Origin of the sequence: Tenacibaculum sp. (assembly GCF_048269885.1) — a bacterium.
Lineage (GTDB): Bacteria > Bacteroidota > Bacteroidia > Flavobacteriales > Flavobacteriaceae > Polaribacter.
On the sequence record NZ_JBLWTZ010000003.1, the window covers coordinates 1 to 20162 of the forward strand.

Genomic DNA, 20162 nt, shown 5'->3' on the forward strand with positions numbered 1-20162 from the left:
AGTTTGCTCGTTTATACGAAGGAGAAGCTTTACCAGAAGTATCGTTACACTATAAAGACTATGCAGAATGGCAACAGAGCGAGGTTCACAAAGAACAACAAGCAAAAGATAAGGAGTATTGGGAGAAAATGTATGTAAATAAAGTAACACCATTAACGTTGTCTTATGATTACATGCGACCAAGGGTTAAAAACGATCTAGGATCCTCTACAGGTATAACTCTTACGGCAGAATTGACAAAAAAGATAAGAAACTTATTAGAGTCAAAAGATGTAACGATGTTTATGTTTTTACTGTCTATTCACAAAATAGTATTGAGTAAATTAAGTGGTCAAGAAGACATAGTTATTGGTACTCCTACCTCAGGAAGAAGCCATGCAGATGTAGAACAAATGGTTGGGATGTTTGTCAATACCTTGGCACTTCGCAGTGCTCCAAGTGGAGAAAAACGTTATGTAGATTACTTATCGGAAGTAAAGGAATTGGTTTTATCAAGTTTTGAACACGAAGAATATCAATATGAAGATTTGATAGAAAGCCTTTCGTTATCTAGAGATGCTAGTCGTAATCCGTTATTTGATGTGATGTTTACATATCAATACGAAGAGGAAGTAGGAGACAAAGTAGAAAAAGGAACAATTGAGTCATACCAATCAGGCAAAAATACAGTCTCTAAATTTGATTTAGAATTTAATGCTTCAGACAACGGGAAAGAAATAGCTTTATCCGTTACCTATTGTACAGCTTTATTTAAAGAAAGCACCATTCAAAATTATATAAAATATGTTGAAAATTGTATTCATCAGGTTTTAAATAGTGCGGAAAAGAAGCTTATAAATCTTGAAGTTATAACTCAAGAAGATAAGGAAAAACTGGTAAATAATGTAGGAAAAGGTATTGTAAATACTTATTATAAAGAGAGTTCTTTCTTAGAGTTATTTAAAAAACAAGTCAAGTTAAACCCCGATTCTATAGCAATAGCTTATGAAGAAAAAGAATTAAGCTATAAAGAATTAGATTATCGTTCAACAGAGGTCGCATTAATGCTACAAGAACAAGGAATAAGACCTCATGATTTTGTAGGACTTTATGTAGAAAGAAATATCTCTATTCCTATAGGTATTTTAGGGATTTTAAAAATGGGAGGAGTATATGTGCCAATAGACATAGAATATCCAGAAGAAAGAGTAAACTTTATAATTTCGGATTCTCAAATAAAATGTTTAATTGCGAATGATTCTAAAAAATTGGAAGCGCTCAGTTTAGAAAAAACAAAAGTTCTTTCAATTGCAACTAACAAACAACACTCTCTTTTAAAAATAAAAAACGTTAATGTACCTACCATTGTTAATGAGGACTTAGCTTATATGATTTATACCTCAGGAACAACAGGAAGACCAAAAGGAGTAATGACTTCACATAGAGCCTTGTCAGATTATGTACATACAGTGATTGGATATTTTGGGTTAAAACCAACAGATAGTATTTTACAACAATCCAGTATTTCGTTTGATACTTCAATAGAAGAAATATTTCCAATATTAGGAGTTGGAGGAAAACTAGTTATTACAGAAGAACGAAGAGATTTTGAAAAAGTGGTGTTAGATTGTTTAAAGCATAAAATTACTGTGCTTAGTACTAACCCATATTTGTTAGAGTATGTAAATGAGCATATAGAAGATTATGAACTTTCGTTAAGAATTTTAATAAGTGGAGGAGATACGTTGAAATGGAGCCAAGTGAATAACCTGATTTCTAAATTTTCAGTGTATAATACCTATGGACCTACAGAAACTACAGTATGTGCAACATACTATAAAGTAGAAAAGCAATTAGAACGTCTTCCTATAGGGAAACCTATATGGAATAGGGAAGTATATATTTTAGATGCAAACTTAAAATTACAACCAGAAGGAGTTGTAGGAGAGCTTTATATTGGAGGAGCAGGAATCGCAGAAGGTTACTTAAATAGATCAGAGTTGACAGCTGAACATTTTGTAGTCAATCCATTTAAAGAAAAGAAGAAAATGTATCGAACTGGAGATTTAGGTAAATGGTTGCCAGATGGAAATATAGAGTTCTTAGGTAGAAAAGATACGCAGGTTAAGATTCGAGGCTATCGTATAGAGTTGGAAGAAATAGAAAATAAACTCCTTGAAATTGAAGGAGTAAGACAAGCAAAAGTTATTGTTGTAGACCATAAGGAAACAAAACAATTAGTTGCTTACGTCGTTTCAGAAAATCTAAATAAAGAAACAATCAGAACAGCGTTAGCAAATCATTTACCAGACTATATGATTCCTGTAGGGTATCATTTCATAGAAAAGATTTTGTTAACAGAAAATGGAAAAGTAGCTATAGAAGCTTTACCAGCTCCTAAAATTGAAGGAGACAAATCTGAATACATTGCCCCTAGAAATAAAACTGAACGTAAGTTAGCGACTATATGGGAAGCTCTTTTACATTGCGATAAGGTTAGTATAAAAGATAACTTTTTTGAATTAGGAGGACATTCATTACTACTAATAAAACTAAAAGTAGCAATTAAAAAAGAGTTAGGCTTGCAAGAGTTAGAACTTCAGATGTTATTTAAGTATCCAACGATTGAAGAGTTTAGCAAAGCTGTGAGTCAATTTGTACTTAGTGCCAAACAAAAAAATAGTAGGCTAAAGCAATTAAGTTTGGGAGGAGAGTGGTCTCCAATTTACATTATACCAGGACTATATGGTATGGTTGATTACTATTATGATTTGGCGCAAATGTTAGGAGAAAACAGAGCCGTTTATGGAATAGAAGCTTATGGTATGCAAGGAGAGGAATTGCCTTTGTCAAGTGTTGAAGAAATGGCTCGAAAAAACATTGAAGAAATTCGAAAAGTACAGCCTAAAGGACCGTATGCTATTGTAGGACATTCAGATGGTGGAATCATAGCCTTAGAAATGAAAAGGCAATTAGATGCCGAAAAGGAACTCGTAATTTTAACAATGTTAGATTCTCAATTAGGAATTCAACCAGTGAAAGAAGAACAAATAGGAGAACATGTATCTTTTTTATTAGAACGCTATTTACGAGAAGAATTCTTTACTCCTAAAGAAGGATGTAAAAGAGAGCATATTGAAAAGGAGTTTTTTGAAATGAAAAATAATATTTCTAAAAAAGGAATTAGCTCAGTAGTATTTAATTTTTTAGAAACGTATTTTGAAATTGATGATTACATGGAAACCTTTAAAAAATTATTTAAGGTGTGCTTAACAAACTTAACATTAGATTATGAAATAGTGAATGATAATTATGAAGCACTTTTAATACAGGCAGAATCACATAATTATGAGTTTAAAGATGAAAATGTAAAACGTTGGAAATCAAAAAATTCAAGAATGATATTTGAAACAAGTTCTGGAGACCACTTTACAATGGTTCAGAAAGAAAATGTAGAAGAACTTTCCAAGAAAATTCTAGCTTTTATGACTACAGAGATCATCATTGAGTAAGAAAATGAGAAAACTAAAGAAAAATAATTAAAAAATAGCGGAAGCCGAAAAGCTATACGAGTAGGCAATAACTTAACTAATTTAAAAACGATGTGTAAATCAACTTTACAAGAATTTAAAAAAGGGAAAAATGAAATATTTCCTAACGAAAAAATGAAATCTATTTCAGCAGGTTCTCGATCTATTTCAGCAGGTTCTTATTTGTGTGAAATTTGTTACCCAGCATGTTGTAGTCAAGCATTGCACGATCTTACTGGAGGGAAGTAAATTAAATTTAATAATGGTGTCTTAACTAAAATTAGTAATTATTTTAAACGGGTAAAACACTTACTTAATGTTGTATTTTATCGCTTAAAATAGTTATTATTAAAAATCAAAAAACGCTTAATTAATCTACACCAAATAACTAGAATTTAGATGTACAAAAAAAACATACGTTATACCATAGCTTTATTAATTATTTTCCTAGGTTCAGGAATTATATTTGGACAAAAAGTGAAAGAAAAAAGTTCTCTTTTTTCTAAAGAAATGATTTCTGAAATAGAAGCATTAATGGAAGAGGGAGATATTCCAGGTATAGCCATTGGTATTGTCAAAGGCAATCATAAAGAAATAAAAACATTAGGGTATCAAACTACAAACAATGATAAAGAAATAACCAATCATACCCTTTTTGAACTGGGGTCTACTACAAAGGCATACACAGCTTTGGCTATCCTAAAATTAGTTGAAGAAAAGAAAATAGATTTAGCTAAAAATGTGTCAGATTATTTCCCTTGGTTCGTTGTTACTTTTCAAGGGAAAGAAACACCAATTACAATAAAACAATTACTTCACCATACAAGTGGAATACCTTGGGAAACATTATCTCTCATTCCTGAGGATAGAAGTGAAAAAGCATTAAGAAATACCGTAGACAAAATCAATGGAATTGAGTTAAGTACAGCTCCTGGTACTAGTTATGAATACGCTACCATAAACTATGACATTTTAGGATTATTAATTGAGAAAGTATCAAAAATGCCTTACGATGTGTATGTTGAAAACGAGGTGTTGTTTCCTTTAGAACTTAAAGATACCTATGTGGGTTCTGATGAAGTTAAAGATAGAATGAGTATTGGTAATAAAATTAGTTTCTTTAAAGCCAGACCTTATGATGCTCCAATTTATAAAGGGAATGAGCCTGCTGGATATATTGTGTCCGATATCGACGATATGACGAAATGGCTGCAATATCAAATGGGGATACAGAATAACCAATTTCAAGATATAATTACAAAATCACATACAAGAGATCAATCGGTAAAACCACACGGATTAGCATCTTATGCTTATGGTTGGGAGGTTTCTTTAAGAGGAGATGATGCAGTTTATCATGGGGGAATGAATCCCAACTTCTCTTCTTTTGTAGGTTTTAGAAAAAAAGAAAATGCTGGAGTTGTATTGCTAGCAAATGCAAATAGTGATTATACTCAAATTTTAGGAGATCGTTTACTCAAGTTAGTAGCAGGAGATAAAATTAACTCATTAGAGCTGCATGCATCACAAGACAAAAGTTTTTCTGTAGTATCAATTTTAATAGGAATATATCTTTTAGGAGTCTTATTTTTTATAGGTTATATTGTGTATGATATCGTTAAAGGAAGACGCTCTTTTGAGAGGTTAACCTTAAGAAAAGGTAAAGACTTATTAATATCGTTACTAGCTTTTATTCCATTTTTAGCAGGAATTTATTTACTACCAACTGCCATGGCTAATTTTACATGGGAATCTGCCTTGGTTTGGACCTCTTTTAGTTTTGCAGCCGTAGCTCTACTAGCGGTAACAGGTATGCTGTTAAGTTATATGGCATTAATTATAGCTACTGTTTTTCCTGAAAAAAACGAGTACAAAAGAGTGGCTCCTAAGGTTATTGTTCTGAGTGTAATTTCAGGTTTAGCAAATATGGTAGTTATCGTACTCATTACATCTTCTTTTCAAAGTAATATGGAATTAAAATACATGCTGTTTTATTTTGCGTTGGCAGCTGGTACATATTTGTTAATGAGGAAAATAGTTCAAGTTAGAATGGTTTATGTTACTAAAAATATCATTTATGATTTGCGTATAAGTATGATAGATAAAGTTTTCCTTACTTCTTTTGAAAAATTTGAAAAAATAGACAGAGGTAGGGTGTATTCTGTAATGGATGATGATATCGGTACAATTGGTCAATCTGCAGATACATTTGTAAGTATTACAACCAACATAATTACAGCTTTTGGTGCATTTACTTATATGGCAATTCTGAATATGTGGATAACCTTAGTTACTGTTTTAATGATTGGTGTTATTACTTCAATTTACTATGTAGTTAGTAATAGAGCCAAAGGCTTATTCGATATCGCTAGAGAAACAAAGACGGTTTATCTAGAACTTCTTAATGGAATGATAGATGGATACAAAGAATTAAGTATTAATAAAAAGAAAAAAGAAAATTACAAAGAAGACCTCAAGTACAGTACAGAAGAGTTTAGAGATAAGAGTACTAAAGCAAATATTAAATTTATAAATGCCTTTCTTGTAGGAGAATCGTTATTAATTGTACTCTTAGGGGTAACAGCTTTTGGAATTCCAGAATTCTTCCCTCATGTACAAGACGGACTTGTATTGAGTTTTGTAGTAATTTTATTATACCTTATTGGTCCTATCAACGGTATTTTTAATGCAATACCCCAGTTAATTCATTTACAAATTGCTTGGAAGAGGATTCAGAATTTATTAGATGATATTACATTAGAGACAGAGGAGAATGTAACATCAAAGACCATAACTGTTCCTACCGTACTAGAATCTTTTCAAGCCGATTCTGTAGAGTTTGAGTACGGGAACGGATTTTCTGTAGGACCTATAAATTTACAGGTAAAAAAAGGAGAAGTTCTTTTTATTATAGGAGGAAATGGAAGTGGAAAAACAACACTATCCAGGTTATTAACAGGTTTATACACTCCACAATCAGGTGAAATTCTTATAAATGGAGAAAGAGTAAGCGCAAAAGAATTAGGAGAATATTATAGTGCCGTATTCAATCCGTTTTATCTTTTTCAAAAGATATATGCAGAAGATATAAATTTAGATGAAGATAAAATAAAGGAACTATTAGAAGTGTTACAACTTCAAGAAAAAGTAAACATAGAAGACGGTAAATTTAGTACGATTTCTCTTTCTGGCGGACAATTAAAAAGATTGGCATTACTACAATGTTATCTTGAAGATAAACCAATTTATCTCTTTGATGAATGGGCAGCAGATCAAGATCCTGTATTTAGAAAATATTTTTACAGAGAACTATTACCAAAAATGAAAGAACAAGGGAAAATTATAATAGCAATTTCTCACGATGATCAATATTTTGATGTCGCCGATAAAATTTTAAAATTAGATTTTGGTAAAGGAGAATATGTAAAAGAATATGAATTAATAAATGATAAAAATTTTTTACAAATTTGATAAAGAATTATGAATAAAATAAAACTTTTTTGCTTTCCTTATGCGGGAGGTTCAGCGATGATTTATAATAAATGGGAACCTTTTCTAGATGGTAATATTATACTTAAACCTATTGAATTACCAGGTAGAGGAAAACGAATTAAAGAAAAGCCAATGGCTTCTTTAGATGAAATCATAGAAGATATATTTAATACAATTGAAAGTGATATAAAAGGAGGAGAACCTTACGCACTATTTGGGCATAGTATGGGGGGATTAATAGTACATCAATTATTAGAAAAGATACAGGCAAACAAAATGCCATTACCAATGCATGCCTTTTTTTCAGGGAAAGGAGTTCCGCATATCGAAAGGAAGAAAAAAAATTATCACTTAATGGATGACGACGCTTTTAAGAAAGAAATAATGAATTTGGGAGGAACCCCACCAAATTTTTTTGAATATCCAGAGTTGGTTGACATATTTTTACCGTTGCTAAGAAACGATTTTAGCATCGCAGATACAGAAATTCATACTCAAAAATATGAACCAAGAACAATTAATATTACAGCGATGTTTGGAAAAGAAGAAGAGTTTTGTGAAGAAAAAAGAAATGGATGGAAGAAATATACTATAGGAAGCTGTACCTTAAAATATTTTAAAGGAGGGCATTTTTTTATTCACGATGAAACCAAAGAAATCGTAAAAGTAATTAACAATGAATTAGTAATGTTTGCAAAAGCTTAAGCTTTTGCAAATTCATATATAAAAAAAAAAGTAGTTGCACACAGTTTATATTTTATACTCAACCTTTCCAGAAAGCCTATCTTCTGAAATATATAATGAGTATGTACAGTTTTTATCTGAAGAATTAAAAGAAAAGAATAAGCTTTATAAACGTTGGGAAGATCAACATTCAAATTTATTTGGTAAGTTACTTTTACAACTAGGGTATAATAAATTAGGTTACAAAGCTTATATATTAAATAAAATAAAATACGGAGACAACCTAAAACCGTACCTGGAAGAAGGTATAAAATTCAATATTTCTCATTCAGGAGAATATGTGCTATGTTGTCTTTCTGAGACAGTAAAATTAGGAATAGATATAGAAGAAATAAAAGACATAGGGTTTAAAGATTTCAAACAAGTAATGAATGAAGAGCAATGGAAGAATATTTCAGATGCTCCAAATCCTCTAAAACAATTTTTTACCTATTGGGTAATAAAAGAAAGTGTAGTTAAAGCAGATGGTCGAGGCTTTTCGCTCTCGCTTCCAGAGATTCACATTTTTGACGAAAAAGCTATTTGTAAAGAAAAAACATGGTACTTGCAGGAAATTCATTTAGCAGAAAACTATAAAACCTATGTTGCTACGAATGTTGAAAAGGTAAATGTAGAACTTATCAATATAGATTTTTATAATGACGCTGAAAAAAGGAACATTCTTAAAAAATTAGAAAAAAGTTTAGATCATTTAAAACAATAAAGTAAAAGAAGTACCATCATTTTCTTTAGAATAGAGTAAAATATTTCCATCATGTAAATGCATTATTTGTTTAGATAAACTAAGACCAATACCCGTTCCTTGTTCTTTGGTGGTAAAAAAGGGGACAAAAATATCATCAATGATTTCTTCAGGAACCCCCGGGCCATTGTCTGTCACACGTATGAATTTTTTGTTTGAAGAATGTATACCGGCTTTAAGAGATATTTTACATGGAATGGTATTGTTTGTTTTTAGTGCTTGTAGCGAATTTTGAACTAAATTAATCAATACTTGGTTTATTTGTTGTCTGTCTGCAAAAAGTTCTAACTCTGTAGGAGTCGATATCACAGAAAAAGAAACCCCTTTTTTATTGGCCTCAGGTAGCATTAAGTTATGAACTTCAACTAAAAGTGTATGTACTTTAAAAATACTTTTTTCAGGAAGAGGAACACTAATATAACTGCGGTACGAATCAACAAAGCGCAATAAGTTTTTACTTTGAGTCTTTATAACATTCAATCCTTTAGAAATATTCTTTTGTTCAGTTTCTGAAAAATTTTGGAAAGGAGAAGTATTGGTAGGTTCGTAATAACGTAAGAGGGAGTCTGCAATCGAAGTTATTGGAGCTACAGAATTCATAATTTCATGAGTCATAACTTTAATAAGACGCATCCAAGAATCGGTTTTATTTTTGTCTAATTCCTGTTTAATGTCTTGAACTGTAATTAGTTTAATTGTATTGGTGAATGATTTAAAAGGAGCTATTTTTACAATTAGTTGCTCAGTTTCTCTTTCGTTCGTAAATTCTATTAATGTTTTATTAGAATTTTTAGAAGTGTCAATAAAGTGAAATAAATGTTCATTTAAACTTTTAATTTGACGAATATTATTTAAAGAGGAATAATTTAGAAGTTCTTTAAGTTTTGAATTTTTAAAAAGAATGGTTCCTTCTTCATTAACAGTGAAAATACCTATATTAGCCTGATTTAGTAAGGTTTTGTAATAATTTTCTTGCGCGCTGTTTTCCGCGTAAATACGCTCAATTTTTCGATTAAAAGCGTTGATGTTTTTAGTTAAATTATCTAAAATACTTCCTGAAGAGTACTCCGGAAAGTTTAAACTAAAATCATCGTTTTTTAGAGCTTCGAAAAAAAAAGCAATTTTTTTGTTAACTTGATTGATGTAAGAAATTAGAAAAACAGTTTGTAAAATTAGGAAGACTATTAATAGTACAGTTCCATAAAATGAGTCGTGAAAAACAAGAGAAATTCCTAAAGAAGTAAGACTAATTAGAGATATTCGTATAATTATTTGTAAAAAATAAGACTTACTTACCATGAGCGTTTATTTTTTTTAATTTATTGTAAAGTGTTTGTCTGGTAATACCTAATTTTTTGGCAGCTTCTGTAAAATTTCCTAGAGAAAGAGATAAGGCTTTGTTAATCAGTTTTGTTTCCATTTCTTCAAGAGTAAAAATAGAAGAGTCGTCCAATTCCTTTTTTTCAGCACTATTTATAATGAAATCATTAGGTGTTAATATCGTAGCATCACTCAAAATTACTGCACGTTCCATGGTATGTTTCAATTCCCTAACATTTCCAGGCCAAGAATGTTCTAGTAGTTTTGTTTGCGCTTTTTCACTTATAGTAAAAGGAGGTTTGTTATATTTTGCTGCAAGAGTATGTAAAAAATGCTCTGCCAATAAAATAATATCATTGCCTCTCTGACGAAGTGGAGGAGAGCTTACATGTATGGTATTAATTCTATAGAGTAAATCCTCACGAAAAGCACCTTCTAAAACCATTTGATCTAAGTTACAATTTGTTGCACAAACTAAGCGAATATCAACAGGAATAGGAGTATTTGATCCTACTTTAACAATAGTTTTATTTTGTATAGCCGATAAGAGTTTGGCTTGCATAGAGAGAGATAGGTTACCAATTTCATCAAGAAACAAGGTGCCAGATTCAGCAGCTTCAAATTTACCGATACGGTCTTCTTTTGCATCAGTAAAGGCGCCTTTTAAATGACCAAAAAGCTCACTTTCAAACAAAGACTCAGAAATAGATCCCATATCAACAGAAATAAAGACCTCGTTTTTCCTAGATGATGTTGCATGAAGTGTTTTAGCAATCATTTCTTTACCGGTTCCGTTTTCACCAGTAATGAGTACATTAACATCAGTGCTGGCAACTTTATCAACTAAGTCGAGTACTTCTTTTAGAGCATCAGACTTACCTATGATAGTATTGTTGTTGTGTTGTGCTATTATTTTTTTGAGTTGTACAGTTTTGTTTTTAAGCTTATGAATTTCAACTTTCGACTGTTTGAGTTCCATAGCTGATTTAACCATTGTTAATAGTTTTTCATTATTCCATGGTTTTAAAATAAAATCGTATGCCTGCTCTTTTAAGGCTTTAACAGCCAGTTCTATATCACCATAAGCAGTCATCATTATAACAGCAGTATCAGGAGAGAGTTCCTTGAGTTTTCTCAACCAAAAAAGCCCCTCATTTCCCGAGTTTATTCCTGCAGAAAAATTCATGTCTAGTAAAATAACATCATAAGTTTTGATATTAGGAAAAGAAGTGATTAGATTCGGATTGCTAATAGAATCTACAGTATTGTATTCAGATTGTAGCATGATTTCTAAAGCACTAAGGACGCTTTTATTATCATCAATTACCAATATTTTTCCAGGGTTCATAGCCTATAAATTTGTTTAGTAAAGATATTAAAATGATAAACTTTGTAAAAATATTTGTCAAAAAAATTGACATCAAGTGTAAATATTTTTTACATAATCAATTGTTTTTTTACTTGCCTCGTCTTCTTATGTGTTGGTTTTCAGTAGGTTGTGTTTGTTGGCACCATCTTGGTATATAGCAAACTAACAATTTAATTACAATGACACAAAAAAATATTTTATACGCATTGATTTTTATTTTCTTGAATCCAATGTTAGTATTAGCACAGAAAAGTTGGTCTTTAGATGAATGTATCAATTATGCAATAGAAAATAATCTTTCGATAAAAGATTTTAAATACAGTGAAGATTCAGGACAGGAAACCAAAAGACAAGCCTACAGAAATTTATTTCCAAGAATTTCAGGTAATGTGGGGTATTCAATACAATACGGAAGATCAGTAGATCCTAATAATAACACTTTTGTAAGTACAGATTTCTTTTCTAATAACTATTCAATAAATGCTTCTGTAGATATTTTTAACGGATGGCAAAAACTAAACACCATAGCCTCTGCCAAATTTATTCACAAAGCACTTTCTGAAGAAACGCTTCAAGAAAAGTATATGTTGGCCTTTAGAGTAATGGAATACTATTACAATGTGTTGTATTTTAAAAAAGCGGTGGATATTTTTAAAGCACAAGAGCAAATTTCTAAAACAAATTTCACTTTTGTTAAGCGACAAAAGGAAATGGGAATTAAAGCAGGAGCAGATGTTTATACTGCCGAATCTGCTTTCATGACAGATAAATTAAAACTAACACAAGCCATAAATAATTTACAACTCGCAAAACTTCAGTTGGCTCAGGAAATGAATTTAGAAAACCCATTACAAATACAAATAAATGAGATTCCAACTTTAGGGAGGAAAGAAAAACAAAACGATTCAATTCACTCTGTAAAACATATTTATAACAAAGCAACTCTTTTTATCCCCTCTATCAAAGCAAGTAAAGCGAGGGTAGCATCAGCTAAAAAAGAGTTGGCAATATCAAGAGGAGCCTTAGCGCCAATGTTATCTTTTTCGTTGGGTTATGGTACAGGGTATTACGAAACAAATGTAGATGATACAGGTAAGATAATATCTTTTAATAAACAGTTAAAAGATAATGCCTCTACCTCTGTAGGTGTTAATTTGCGCATTCCTATTTTTCAAGCTTGGAGTAGAAGATCTAATATAAAACAAAAGAAGATAGCATTATTACAAGCTGAAAATAGTTTTGAATTGGAAAAACAAGAGCTTAGAAAAATTATTGAACAATTAATTCAAGATTATAGATCTTCTATTTCCGAATATGAACAAACACAACAGCAAGAAAAAGCAAGAGAGTTATCATTTAAGATAGCTCAAAAAAAGTACAGTAATGGTTTAATTAACGCAATAGACCTTAATACAGAAAAAAATCTCTATGCTACTGCTCAAAACGAAAACTTACAAGTAGAGTTAAAATTAAAGGTTCAAGAACAAACACTATTATTTTATAGAGGAATTCAGGTATTTAATATTAAAAAAACAAACAAAAGATAATGGATATTCAATTAGAAACTAAAAAAGGGATAAAAAAGAAGCATATTGCAATGGCAATTGGTGTAATCACAGCTCTTTTTATCATATGGAAATTATTATTTGGATACAGTAAAGCTACCTTTAAAACAGAAAAAAATCGTTTAAGTATCGCAAAAGTAAAACAAGGAGAATTCGATGATTATATCTCTATAAGTGGTTCTGTAGCACCCATTGCCACAATTTATATGGATGCTTATGAAGGAGGAAGAGTAGTGGAAAAAAAGGTAGAAGAAGGAGCGATGGTTAAAAAAGGAGATATTATTTTAAGGCTAGAGAATCAGAATTTGTATGAAAGAATTCTCGCAAGTGAGAATAACTTAGCCTTAAAGCAAAATGATTTGAGAAGTACAAGATTAAATTTTGATGCTCGCCAAATTGAAGGACAAAAAAGCTTAGCACAATCAGATTATGAGCTTATTCAAAAGAAGCGAGCATACAATCAAAACAAAACCTTATTTGAAGAAGAATTGATAGCAAAAGAGGAATATTTGAAAGCAAAAGAAGGGTATGAGTTAGCCAAACGAAATAATCAAATAGTACTGAAGCAAACTGAACAAGACACTAAATTAAGAACAGCAACGATGAGTGAGTTAAACTCTGATTTGGCTCGTATGCGCAAAACACTATCAATGGTATACGATCGAATAGACCATTTAAATGTAAGAGCTCCTGCCGATGGACAATTAGGTTACTTAGATGCAGAAATAGGTCAGAGTATTAATGAAGGAGAACGAATAGGCCAAATTAATGTATTAACCGATTTTAAAATAGAAGCAGCAATTGATGAACATTATATAGATCGTGTTCAGAGAAACCTCAAAGCTATTATTGAACGAAATGGGAAGTCTTATCCGCTTCGATTACGAAAAATATTTCCAGAAGTAAGAAATGGGAAGTTTCGTGTAGATTTAGTATTTACAGACCAAAAACCAGAAACAATAAGAACAGGTCAAAATTACACCTTAAAGTTACAGTTAGGAGAATCAAACAAAGCACTGTTAATACCAAGAGGAGGGTTTTATCAAAGTAGTGGAGGGCAGTATGTGTTTGTTTTAGATGAGGAAGAGGCTTATGCAGTTAAAAGACCCGTTCGTTTAGGGAAACAAAATTCACAATATTTTGAAGTAATTGAAGGATTACAACCTAATGAAAAAATAATAACATCGAGTTATAACGGTTTTGGAAATGCAGAAAAAATTGTGATAACTAATTAATAACCAAAAAACAACTAGAAAACATGATAAAGTTAAAAAATTTAAAAAGAAGTTTCCGAACTGAAAATGTAGAAACCTTAGCAATAAACGAGGTCTCACTACATATTAGAGAAAATGAGTTTGTAGCGATAATGGGACCATCAGGATGTGGAAAATCGACACTGTTAAACACACTAGGGCTTTTAGATCAACCTTCCTCAGGTTCATATGTGTTTGGAGGACACGAAGTATCAAAGCTTTCAGACGATCAACGTGCTCAAATAAGGAAAGGAAATTTAGGATTTATTTTTCAAAATTTTAATTTAATTGATACACTAACTGTATTTGAAAATGTAGAGCTACCATTATTGTTCATGAAAGTTCCAAAACAAGAGCGAAAACAAAAAGTAGAAGCCGTGTTAGAGAGAATGAAAATAGGTCATCGTGCCAAACATTATCCACAACAGCTTTCAGGAGGACAACAACAAAGGGTAGCCATAGCCAGAGCCGTAGTTACAAACCCTAAAGTTATTTTAGCAGATGAGCCAACAGGAAACCTTGATTCGAAAAATGGACAAGAGGTCATGAATCTTCTTTCAGAACTTAGTCAAGAAGGAGCTACTATTGTAATGGTAACACACTCCGATTACGATGCCCAGTTTGCACATCGAATAATTAATTTGTTCGATGGAAAAATAGTTTCAGAAACTATGAATGAGCCAGTTGAAATGAAGACTGAGATGTTAAATTAATTATAACAATCAAGAAAAATTATGATAATCAATAATTTAAAATTGTTTTTTAGAAATGCATTACGTTATAAAAGTGTATCTCTAATTAATATTATAGGATTAAGTGCTGGTTTAGCATGTGCATTATTCATTTGTTTATGGATTTACGAAGAATGGACTGTAGATAAATTTCATGAAAACGAAAAGGAATTGTACCAAGCAATGGTAAGGTCTAAAGAAAGTAATGGAGTGTCTGTTTATGAAAATACTCCTCCTGTATTACCGCAAGCCATTAAAAACGATATTCCAGAAGTAAAAAATGTAATACCTTATATCTATGATTTTGCCAAAAATGTAATTTCAGTAGAAAACACAGGGTTTAAACTTCAAGGAATATATGTTGGAGATGAATTTTTTGAAATGTTTTCATATAAACTTACGCAAGGTAATCCACAAACAGTTTTAAAAGACATAAATAACATTGTTATCTCAAGAGAGATGGCTGTTAATCTCTTTGGAACTGCCGAAGGAATCTTAGGAAAGAGTGTTAAATTTAACAACGAACACGTAAAACAGGTTTCGGGAGTGTTTGATATGACCGGATTGAATAGCTCTGTTCAATTTGATTATGTATTGCCATTTGAGTCTTTATATGTGCATATTCCAAGAGTAAAGAAAAATTGGAATAACAGTTATATATATACTTATATTCAACTTAATAAAGGCGTTTCTCCAGAGTTAGTAGCATCTAAAATAGAAAATATTATAGCTAAAAATTCAAATAATGAAACCGCATCTCTATTCTTACGACCATTTTCAAGTAAATATTTATACGATAAATATGAGGAAGGAGTACAAGTAGGGGGAAGAATTGACTATGTAAAAATATTCGGAATTATAGTGTTCTTTATTTTACTCATAGCTTGTATTAATTTTATCAACCTATCAACAGCGAATGCTTCTAGAAGAATGAGAGAAATAGGGATAAAAAAATCTATGGGAGCTAAAACAAAAGAATTGAGAATGCAATTCTTTGGAGAATCGATGTTAACAGTATGTATAGCAGGAATTATAGCCTTATTACTTGTTGTGCTATTACTTCCGCAGTTTAATGCTATATCTGGTAAACAAATAACTCTTTCACTAAACACTACATTACTGGGAATCTTTCTTGGAATGATTGTTTTAACTGGTATTTTGGCAGGAAGTTACCCCGCAATTTATCTTTCAAAATTAAATGCAGTAGAAGTTTTAAAAGGAAAGTTAAGTACAAGTTTTAGTGAATTGTTAATGCGTAAGGGCTTGGTTATCTTTCAGTTTACATTGTCTGTTATTTTAATTGTTGCCGTAATGGTGATTTACCAACAAATGAAATTTATTCAGAATAAAGATTTAGGATATAGTAAAGATAATATTATAGCCTTTAAAGCGGAAGGAAAAGCAATTACTCAATTAGACGACTTTTTGTTGGCATTAGATAGAATACCTGGAGTTAAAAACGCTTCAAGTATGTTTAATGAATTTATAGGAAAAGCAAACTCTACAGGAGATTTAATTTGGCCAGGAAAAGAACCTGACAAAATTGTAGACATGCAATATATGCGTGTTAATTATGATATGTTAGAATTATTAGGAATTAAGATGAAGGAAGGTAGATCTTTTTCAAGAAATTTTAGTGCCGACAGTCTTAAAATCATTTTCAATGAAAAAGCAATTGATTTAATTGGAATGGAGGAACCAATTGGTAAAACTGTAGATCTTTGGGGAGACCAATATGAAATAGTAGGAATAGCTAAAGATTTTCATACTGAGTCACTACAACAACAAGTAAAACCCATGTTTATTATATGTAATACTCAAAGAACAAGTACGATAATGGTTAAAATTAAGGCAGGAGAGCTTCAAGGAACAATCAAAGAAATAGAAAGTTTTTACAGAGATTATAATGCTGGATTTCCATTTGAGTATAGGTTTATTGATGAAGATTTTGATGCCCTATATCAATCGGAGCAGCGAATAGCTACTTTGTCAAAATATTTTGCAGGTTTAGCCATCCTTATTTCTTGTTTAGGGTTGTTTGGTTTGGCAATATTTACATCTGAGAATAGAAAAAAAGAAGTAGGAATAAGAAGAGCATTAGGTCAAAAAAAATCTCAAATAATTTTATTGTTAACGTCTGAGTTTGCAAAACTTGTAGGAGCAGCAATCCTTGTAGGCTTGCCAATAGCTTATCTATTAACAAGAGATTGGTTGACTGGTTTTGCATACAGGGTAGATTTAAGTGTAGTATACTTTTTATTGGCAGGTTTTATAGCCATGACTATAGCACTTCTAACAGTTGGTTACCAGGCTATTCAAGCAGCGTATAAGAATCCGGTGGAAGCATTGAGGGATGAATAACATGCTAAGACCAATTGTAAATAAAAAAAGCAACCTGTTAGCAGTGAATAAAATTAAGTTATCATGAGTATTACAATCAAAAAAACAAAAAAACACATAGTTTCTTTAAAAGATTTATCTCCAGAAGAAATTATAGAAATTATAAACAGAGGGGTGTCATACATAAATAGAGAAGTACCTCTTGGAAGTCAACTAAAAGGAAAAGTCATTGGAATATATTTTACCAAAACTTCTACAAGAACAAGAACTTCTTTTTCAACAGCAGCCCTTCGTTTAGGTGCACAAATAGTAACATACGGTCCCAATGATTTACAGTTAAACACTGGAGAAAGTGTAAGTGATACAATGAATGTTCTTTCTCGAATGTTAGATGGGTTAGTTGCTAGAACAGCAAGCGATCCTGAAGTAATTAGAACTTTTGCGAATCAAGATAGAATGGCTGTAATAAATGCGATGACTTCAGATGAGCATCCAACTCAAGCGTTAGCAGACTTGACTACAATGAAACATTATTTTGGAGAATTACCCGGTTTAGAAATAATTTATTTAGGAGAAGGAAATAATACAGCTGTAGCCCTTGCTTTGGCAATAGCTAAAATTCCTAATATGAAGATTAGTTTTTTTACACCGCCAAATTATGGAATAGATCCTCTAGCATTGAACTATGCGAAAGAATTGGGAGGAAAAATAAATACTGTAATTAATGAGTATAGTGACTTAAAATATCTTCCAAATCATGCTGATATTGTATACACAACACGTTGGCAAACAACAGGAACTCAAAAGTTAGATTCGAATTGGCGAAAGTCATTTGAACCATTTACAGTTAACCAAGAGCTTATGGATAAATATTCTGAAGCTATTTTTATGCATGATCTACCTGCTCATATAGGAGACGAAGTAGAAGAGTCGGTAATTAACGGTACAAAAAGTATTGTGTTTAATCAAGCTGAGAATAAAATGCACAGTGCAAAGGCAGTACTTGAATGGTGTATGCAGTAAACAGTACTAGAGTTCAATAAATAGGAGGCTAAACTCTTAATTATAGTCCCATTTTTTAAGAGCAGTCTTATTTAATCACGGCTAGTATAAGTTTTTATTGCTTTTGTACTAGCTGAACCAACAAGTTAAAAGAATCTTCATCAGCTACCCATTTTTTATACTTTTTAAAAGGGAGTTGTTGAAGGTTTTTTGTTGGATATAATTGATGAAAAATAGTAAGAGCAGCTACAAAACTTCCAGCAGTAGAAGGATGGAAGTTATCTAAGCTATATAAAGACTCTTTGTCTTTATAAGTGTTGTATTCTTTCCATATATTTCCCACAGGAAATAACAAAGCATTATTTTGTTGGGCGGCAGATTTGTGATTTTCAATTACTTTATCAAAAGTATGATAATAGCTAACGGATGGCCATACCATAAAGTAACCTAGTTTAGTGTTGTATTGTTTGCAAAGAGCTCTTATTGTCGCTCCGTCTTGTATTAGCATTCTTTTTCCTTCTGCTTGTGAGGAAGGACCTTGTTGAATAACTAAATAATCGAATTGTTTTTTTGCTAACAGTTTTTGAAGTTTTCCGTCGTTAATATGGTCAATAATAGCATAGTTAGGAAAACACAAGCTTTTGGTATTGATAGTAACTCCTTGTTGGTTTCCGATATACGCTAACATTTTAGGCATGTTGTTTGTATAAGTTAAACTATTTCCAACAAATAATATTTGTTGCGCTTGAACAGAAAGTTGAAAAAAGAGGAGTATGTAGAGTAGCTTCTTCAAAGGTAATGATATTTTTACACCTCTAAATTTAACTTATTTTTTAATTGGATCCTTCCAATAGTGGTAATAATAACTTCTCTAGAGTTTGGTTTTTTACGTAACCAATCTTTTTTAATCATTGCTTCGAGAAGAGAAGCTCCCAATGCTCCTGCAATATGATGCTTTCTTTCACTCCAATCTAAACATTGATGAGCAAAAGAGCGTTTTTTAAGTTGAATAAGGTTAATATCTATTCCAATTTCATTAAACCATTCTTTTCCATAGGGAGTAACAACATAATTTTTATCAGAAATTGTAATGATTTTATTGTTTAATAAAGAAATTGTTATTTCTACAGCAAGGCTGCCTGCTAAATGATCGTAGCAAGTTCTGGCGTAGGTAAAATCATTCAGTTTAGGAGTTTTAATTTTCTTGTAATCATTAGCTATAGAAATTAAACTAGCCATTGATTCTATAACCTGTGCAACTTCATCGTTAGCAAATTTAAAGTAGCGATGCCTTCCTTGTTTTTCAACAGATAAGATGTTTGCCGAAACTAGTTTTTTCAAATGATTGCTTGCCGATTGCAACGATATATTTGCACTTGTAGCCAATTCTGTAGCAGTATAAGCTCTGCCATCCAGTAAATTCCACAACATGATAGCGCGGGACTTATCTCCTAAAATAGCAGCAATTTTACTAAACTGATGTTCTAACTCTTCGATAGTTGTGCTTTTATGATTGTTTAATCCCATATTTTAGGTCGTTTAACACCAAGTGTTCTTAAATACCCTAATAGTTGACCAGTATGAACGGCTTCGTGATACACCATTCTGTTTAAATAATCTCCTAATGTTTTACTTTGCCCCACCTCTTTTCGTTCAATACGTATGTTTTCTAAATCAGTTTCATTAAGTGTTTTTATCATCTCTATAAAACTGTTACGATATCTTTCAGCAAAGCTAAGCTCATTTTTTAAATCAGAAAAAGCTAAATTTTCCCAAAGGGATTTATAATTTCCTAAATCACCGCTGTTTTTAATAATTGTATGAAATAAATGTTCACCTTCCAGAATGTGTCTTATCATTTCGATAATCGAAAAAGCTTCTGAGTCAGGTTTCCAGTTTAAAAATTCATCAGGAATGTCTTTCCATAGTTTGAGGCTTCGTCTTCTTGTTTCTGAAAAGTTTAATAGTATGTTTCCTATAGCGTTCATAGTAAATTACGTGTTTATTTGAGTGTAAAAGTACATGACGCTTTTATATTCTATTTCATTTTAAAATAAAGTATGGAATTTACATCAATTAAAAAACAAATGCTTTT

General features: G+C 31.4%; 15 protein-coding genes. 10 read left to right on the forward strand and 5 right to left on the reverse strand.

Annotated features, from left to right (window positions below; translation table 11 throughout):
* From ACN0WY_RS02775 to ACN0WY_RS02795, 5 genes are all read left to right on the forward strand, one after another.
* Positions 1-3491: non-ribosomal peptide synthetase (locus tag ACN0WY_RS02775; RefSeq protein ID WP_417799482.1), on the forward strand; the 3491-nt coding region annotated here is incomplete at its 5' end.
* A gap of 90 nt (positions 3492-3581) precedes the next feature.
* Entirely contained in the window at positions 3582-3758 is a 177-nt protein-coding gene (locus tag ACN0WY_RS02780) for a hypothetical protein (protein WP_330489517.1), read from the forward strand.
* A 150-nt stretch (positions 3759-3908) separates the two neighbouring features.
* Complete coding sequence (locus ACN0WY_RS02785; RefSeq protein WP_330489516.1) at positions 3909-6980, forward strand: cyclic peptide export ABC transporter; 3072 nt, start codon at positions 3909-3911, stop codon at positions 6978-6980.
* 9 nt (positions 6981-6989) lie between these two features.
* A complete protein-coding gene (locus ACN0WY_RS02790; protein WP_330489515.1) occupies positions 6990-7706 on the forward strand; it encodes a thioesterase II family protein in 717 nt (238 codons plus the stop codon).
* Between the two features lie 34 nt (positions 7707-7740).
* A complete protein-coding gene (locus ACN0WY_RS02795; protein WP_330489514.1) occupies positions 7741-8448 on the forward strand; it encodes a 4'-phosphopantetheinyl transferase family protein in 708 nt (235 codons plus the stop codon).
* On the opposite strand, the gene ACN0WY_RS02800 is transcribed toward ACN0WY_RS02795, so the two are convergent.
* On the reverse strand, positions 8437-9786 hold the full coding sequence (locus ACN0WY_RS02800; protein WP_417799483.1) for a sensor histidine kinase: 1350 nt from the start codon (positions 9784-9786) through the stop codon (positions 8437-8439). The genes ACN0WY_RS02795 and ACN0WY_RS02800 overlap by 12 nt on opposite strands.
* Positions 9776-11155, reverse strand: a complete 1380-nt coding sequence (locus ACN0WY_RS02805; RefSeq protein ID WP_417799484.1) for a sigma-54-dependent transcriptional regulator — start codon at positions 11153-11155, stop codon at positions 9776-9778. The genes ACN0WY_RS02800 and ACN0WY_RS02805 overlap by 11 nt, the downstream gene beginning before the upstream one ends.
* Before the next feature lie 200 nt (positions 11156-11355).
* Between ACN0WY_RS02805 and ACN0WY_RS02810 the strand changes: the two genes are divergently transcribed.
* From ACN0WY_RS02810 to ACN0WY_RS02830, 5 genes are all read left to right on the forward strand, one after another.
* Complete coding sequence (locus ACN0WY_RS02810) at positions 11356-12723, forward strand: TolC family protein (protein ID WP_417799485.1); 1368 nt, start codon at positions 11356-11358, stop codon at positions 12721-12723.
* Positions 12723-13976, forward strand: coding sequence for an efflux RND transporter periplasmic adaptor subunit (locus ACN0WY_RS02815; protein ID WP_330489510.1), 1254 nt, complete (start codon positions 12723-12725; stop codon positions 13974-13976). Before ACN0WY_RS02810 ends, ACN0WY_RS02815 begins: the two co-directional genes overlap by 1 nt.
* A gap of 23 nt (positions 13977-13999) precedes the next feature.
* Positions 14000-14707 carry an ABC transporter ATP-binding protein gene (locus ACN0WY_RS02820; protein ID WP_330489509.1) on the forward strand — a complete coding sequence of 236 codons (708 nt, stop codon included), beginning with the start codon at positions 14000-14002 and terminating at the stop codon, positions 14705-14707.
* Positions 14708-14728: 21 nt separating this feature from the next.
* Positions 14729-17086 carry an ABC transporter permease gene (locus ACN0WY_RS02825; RefSeq protein ID WP_417799486.1) on the forward strand — a complete coding sequence of 786 codons (2358 nt, stop codon included), beginning with the start codon at positions 14729-14731 and terminating at the stop codon, positions 17084-17086.
* Positions 17087-17149: 63 nt separating this feature from the next.
* Positions 17150-18088, forward strand: coding sequence for an ornithine carbamoyltransferase (locus ACN0WY_RS02830; protein ID WP_417799487.1), 939 nt, complete (start codon positions 17150-17152; stop codon positions 18086-18088).
* 94 nt (positions 18089-18182) lie between these two features.
* Here ACN0WY_RS02830 and ACN0WY_RS02835 read toward each other — a convergent pair whose 3' ends face one another.
* From ACN0WY_RS02835 to ACN0WY_RS02845, 3 genes are read right to left on the reverse strand one after another with little or no spacing between them, the layout of a single operon-like run.
* Complete coding sequence (locus ACN0WY_RS02835; RefSeq protein WP_417799488.1) at positions 18183-18860, reverse strand: SGNH/GDSL hydrolase family protein; 678 nt, start codon at positions 18858-18860, stop codon at positions 18183-18185.
* Between the two features lie 14 nt (positions 18861-18874).
* Positions 18875-19594: an ArsR/SmtB family transcription factor gene (locus tag ACN0WY_RS02840; protein ID WP_417799489.1), complete on the reverse strand. Its 720-nt coding sequence runs from the start codon at positions 19592-19594 to the stop codon at positions 18875-18877.
* On the reverse strand, positions 19585-20055 hold the full coding sequence (locus ACN0WY_RS02845; protein ID WP_417799490.1) for a DinB family protein: 471 nt from the start codon (positions 20053-20055) through the stop codon (positions 19585-19587). Before ACN0WY_RS02845 ends, ACN0WY_RS02840 begins: the two co-directional genes overlap by 10 nt.
* Positions 20056-20162 lie beyond the last annotated feature (107 nt).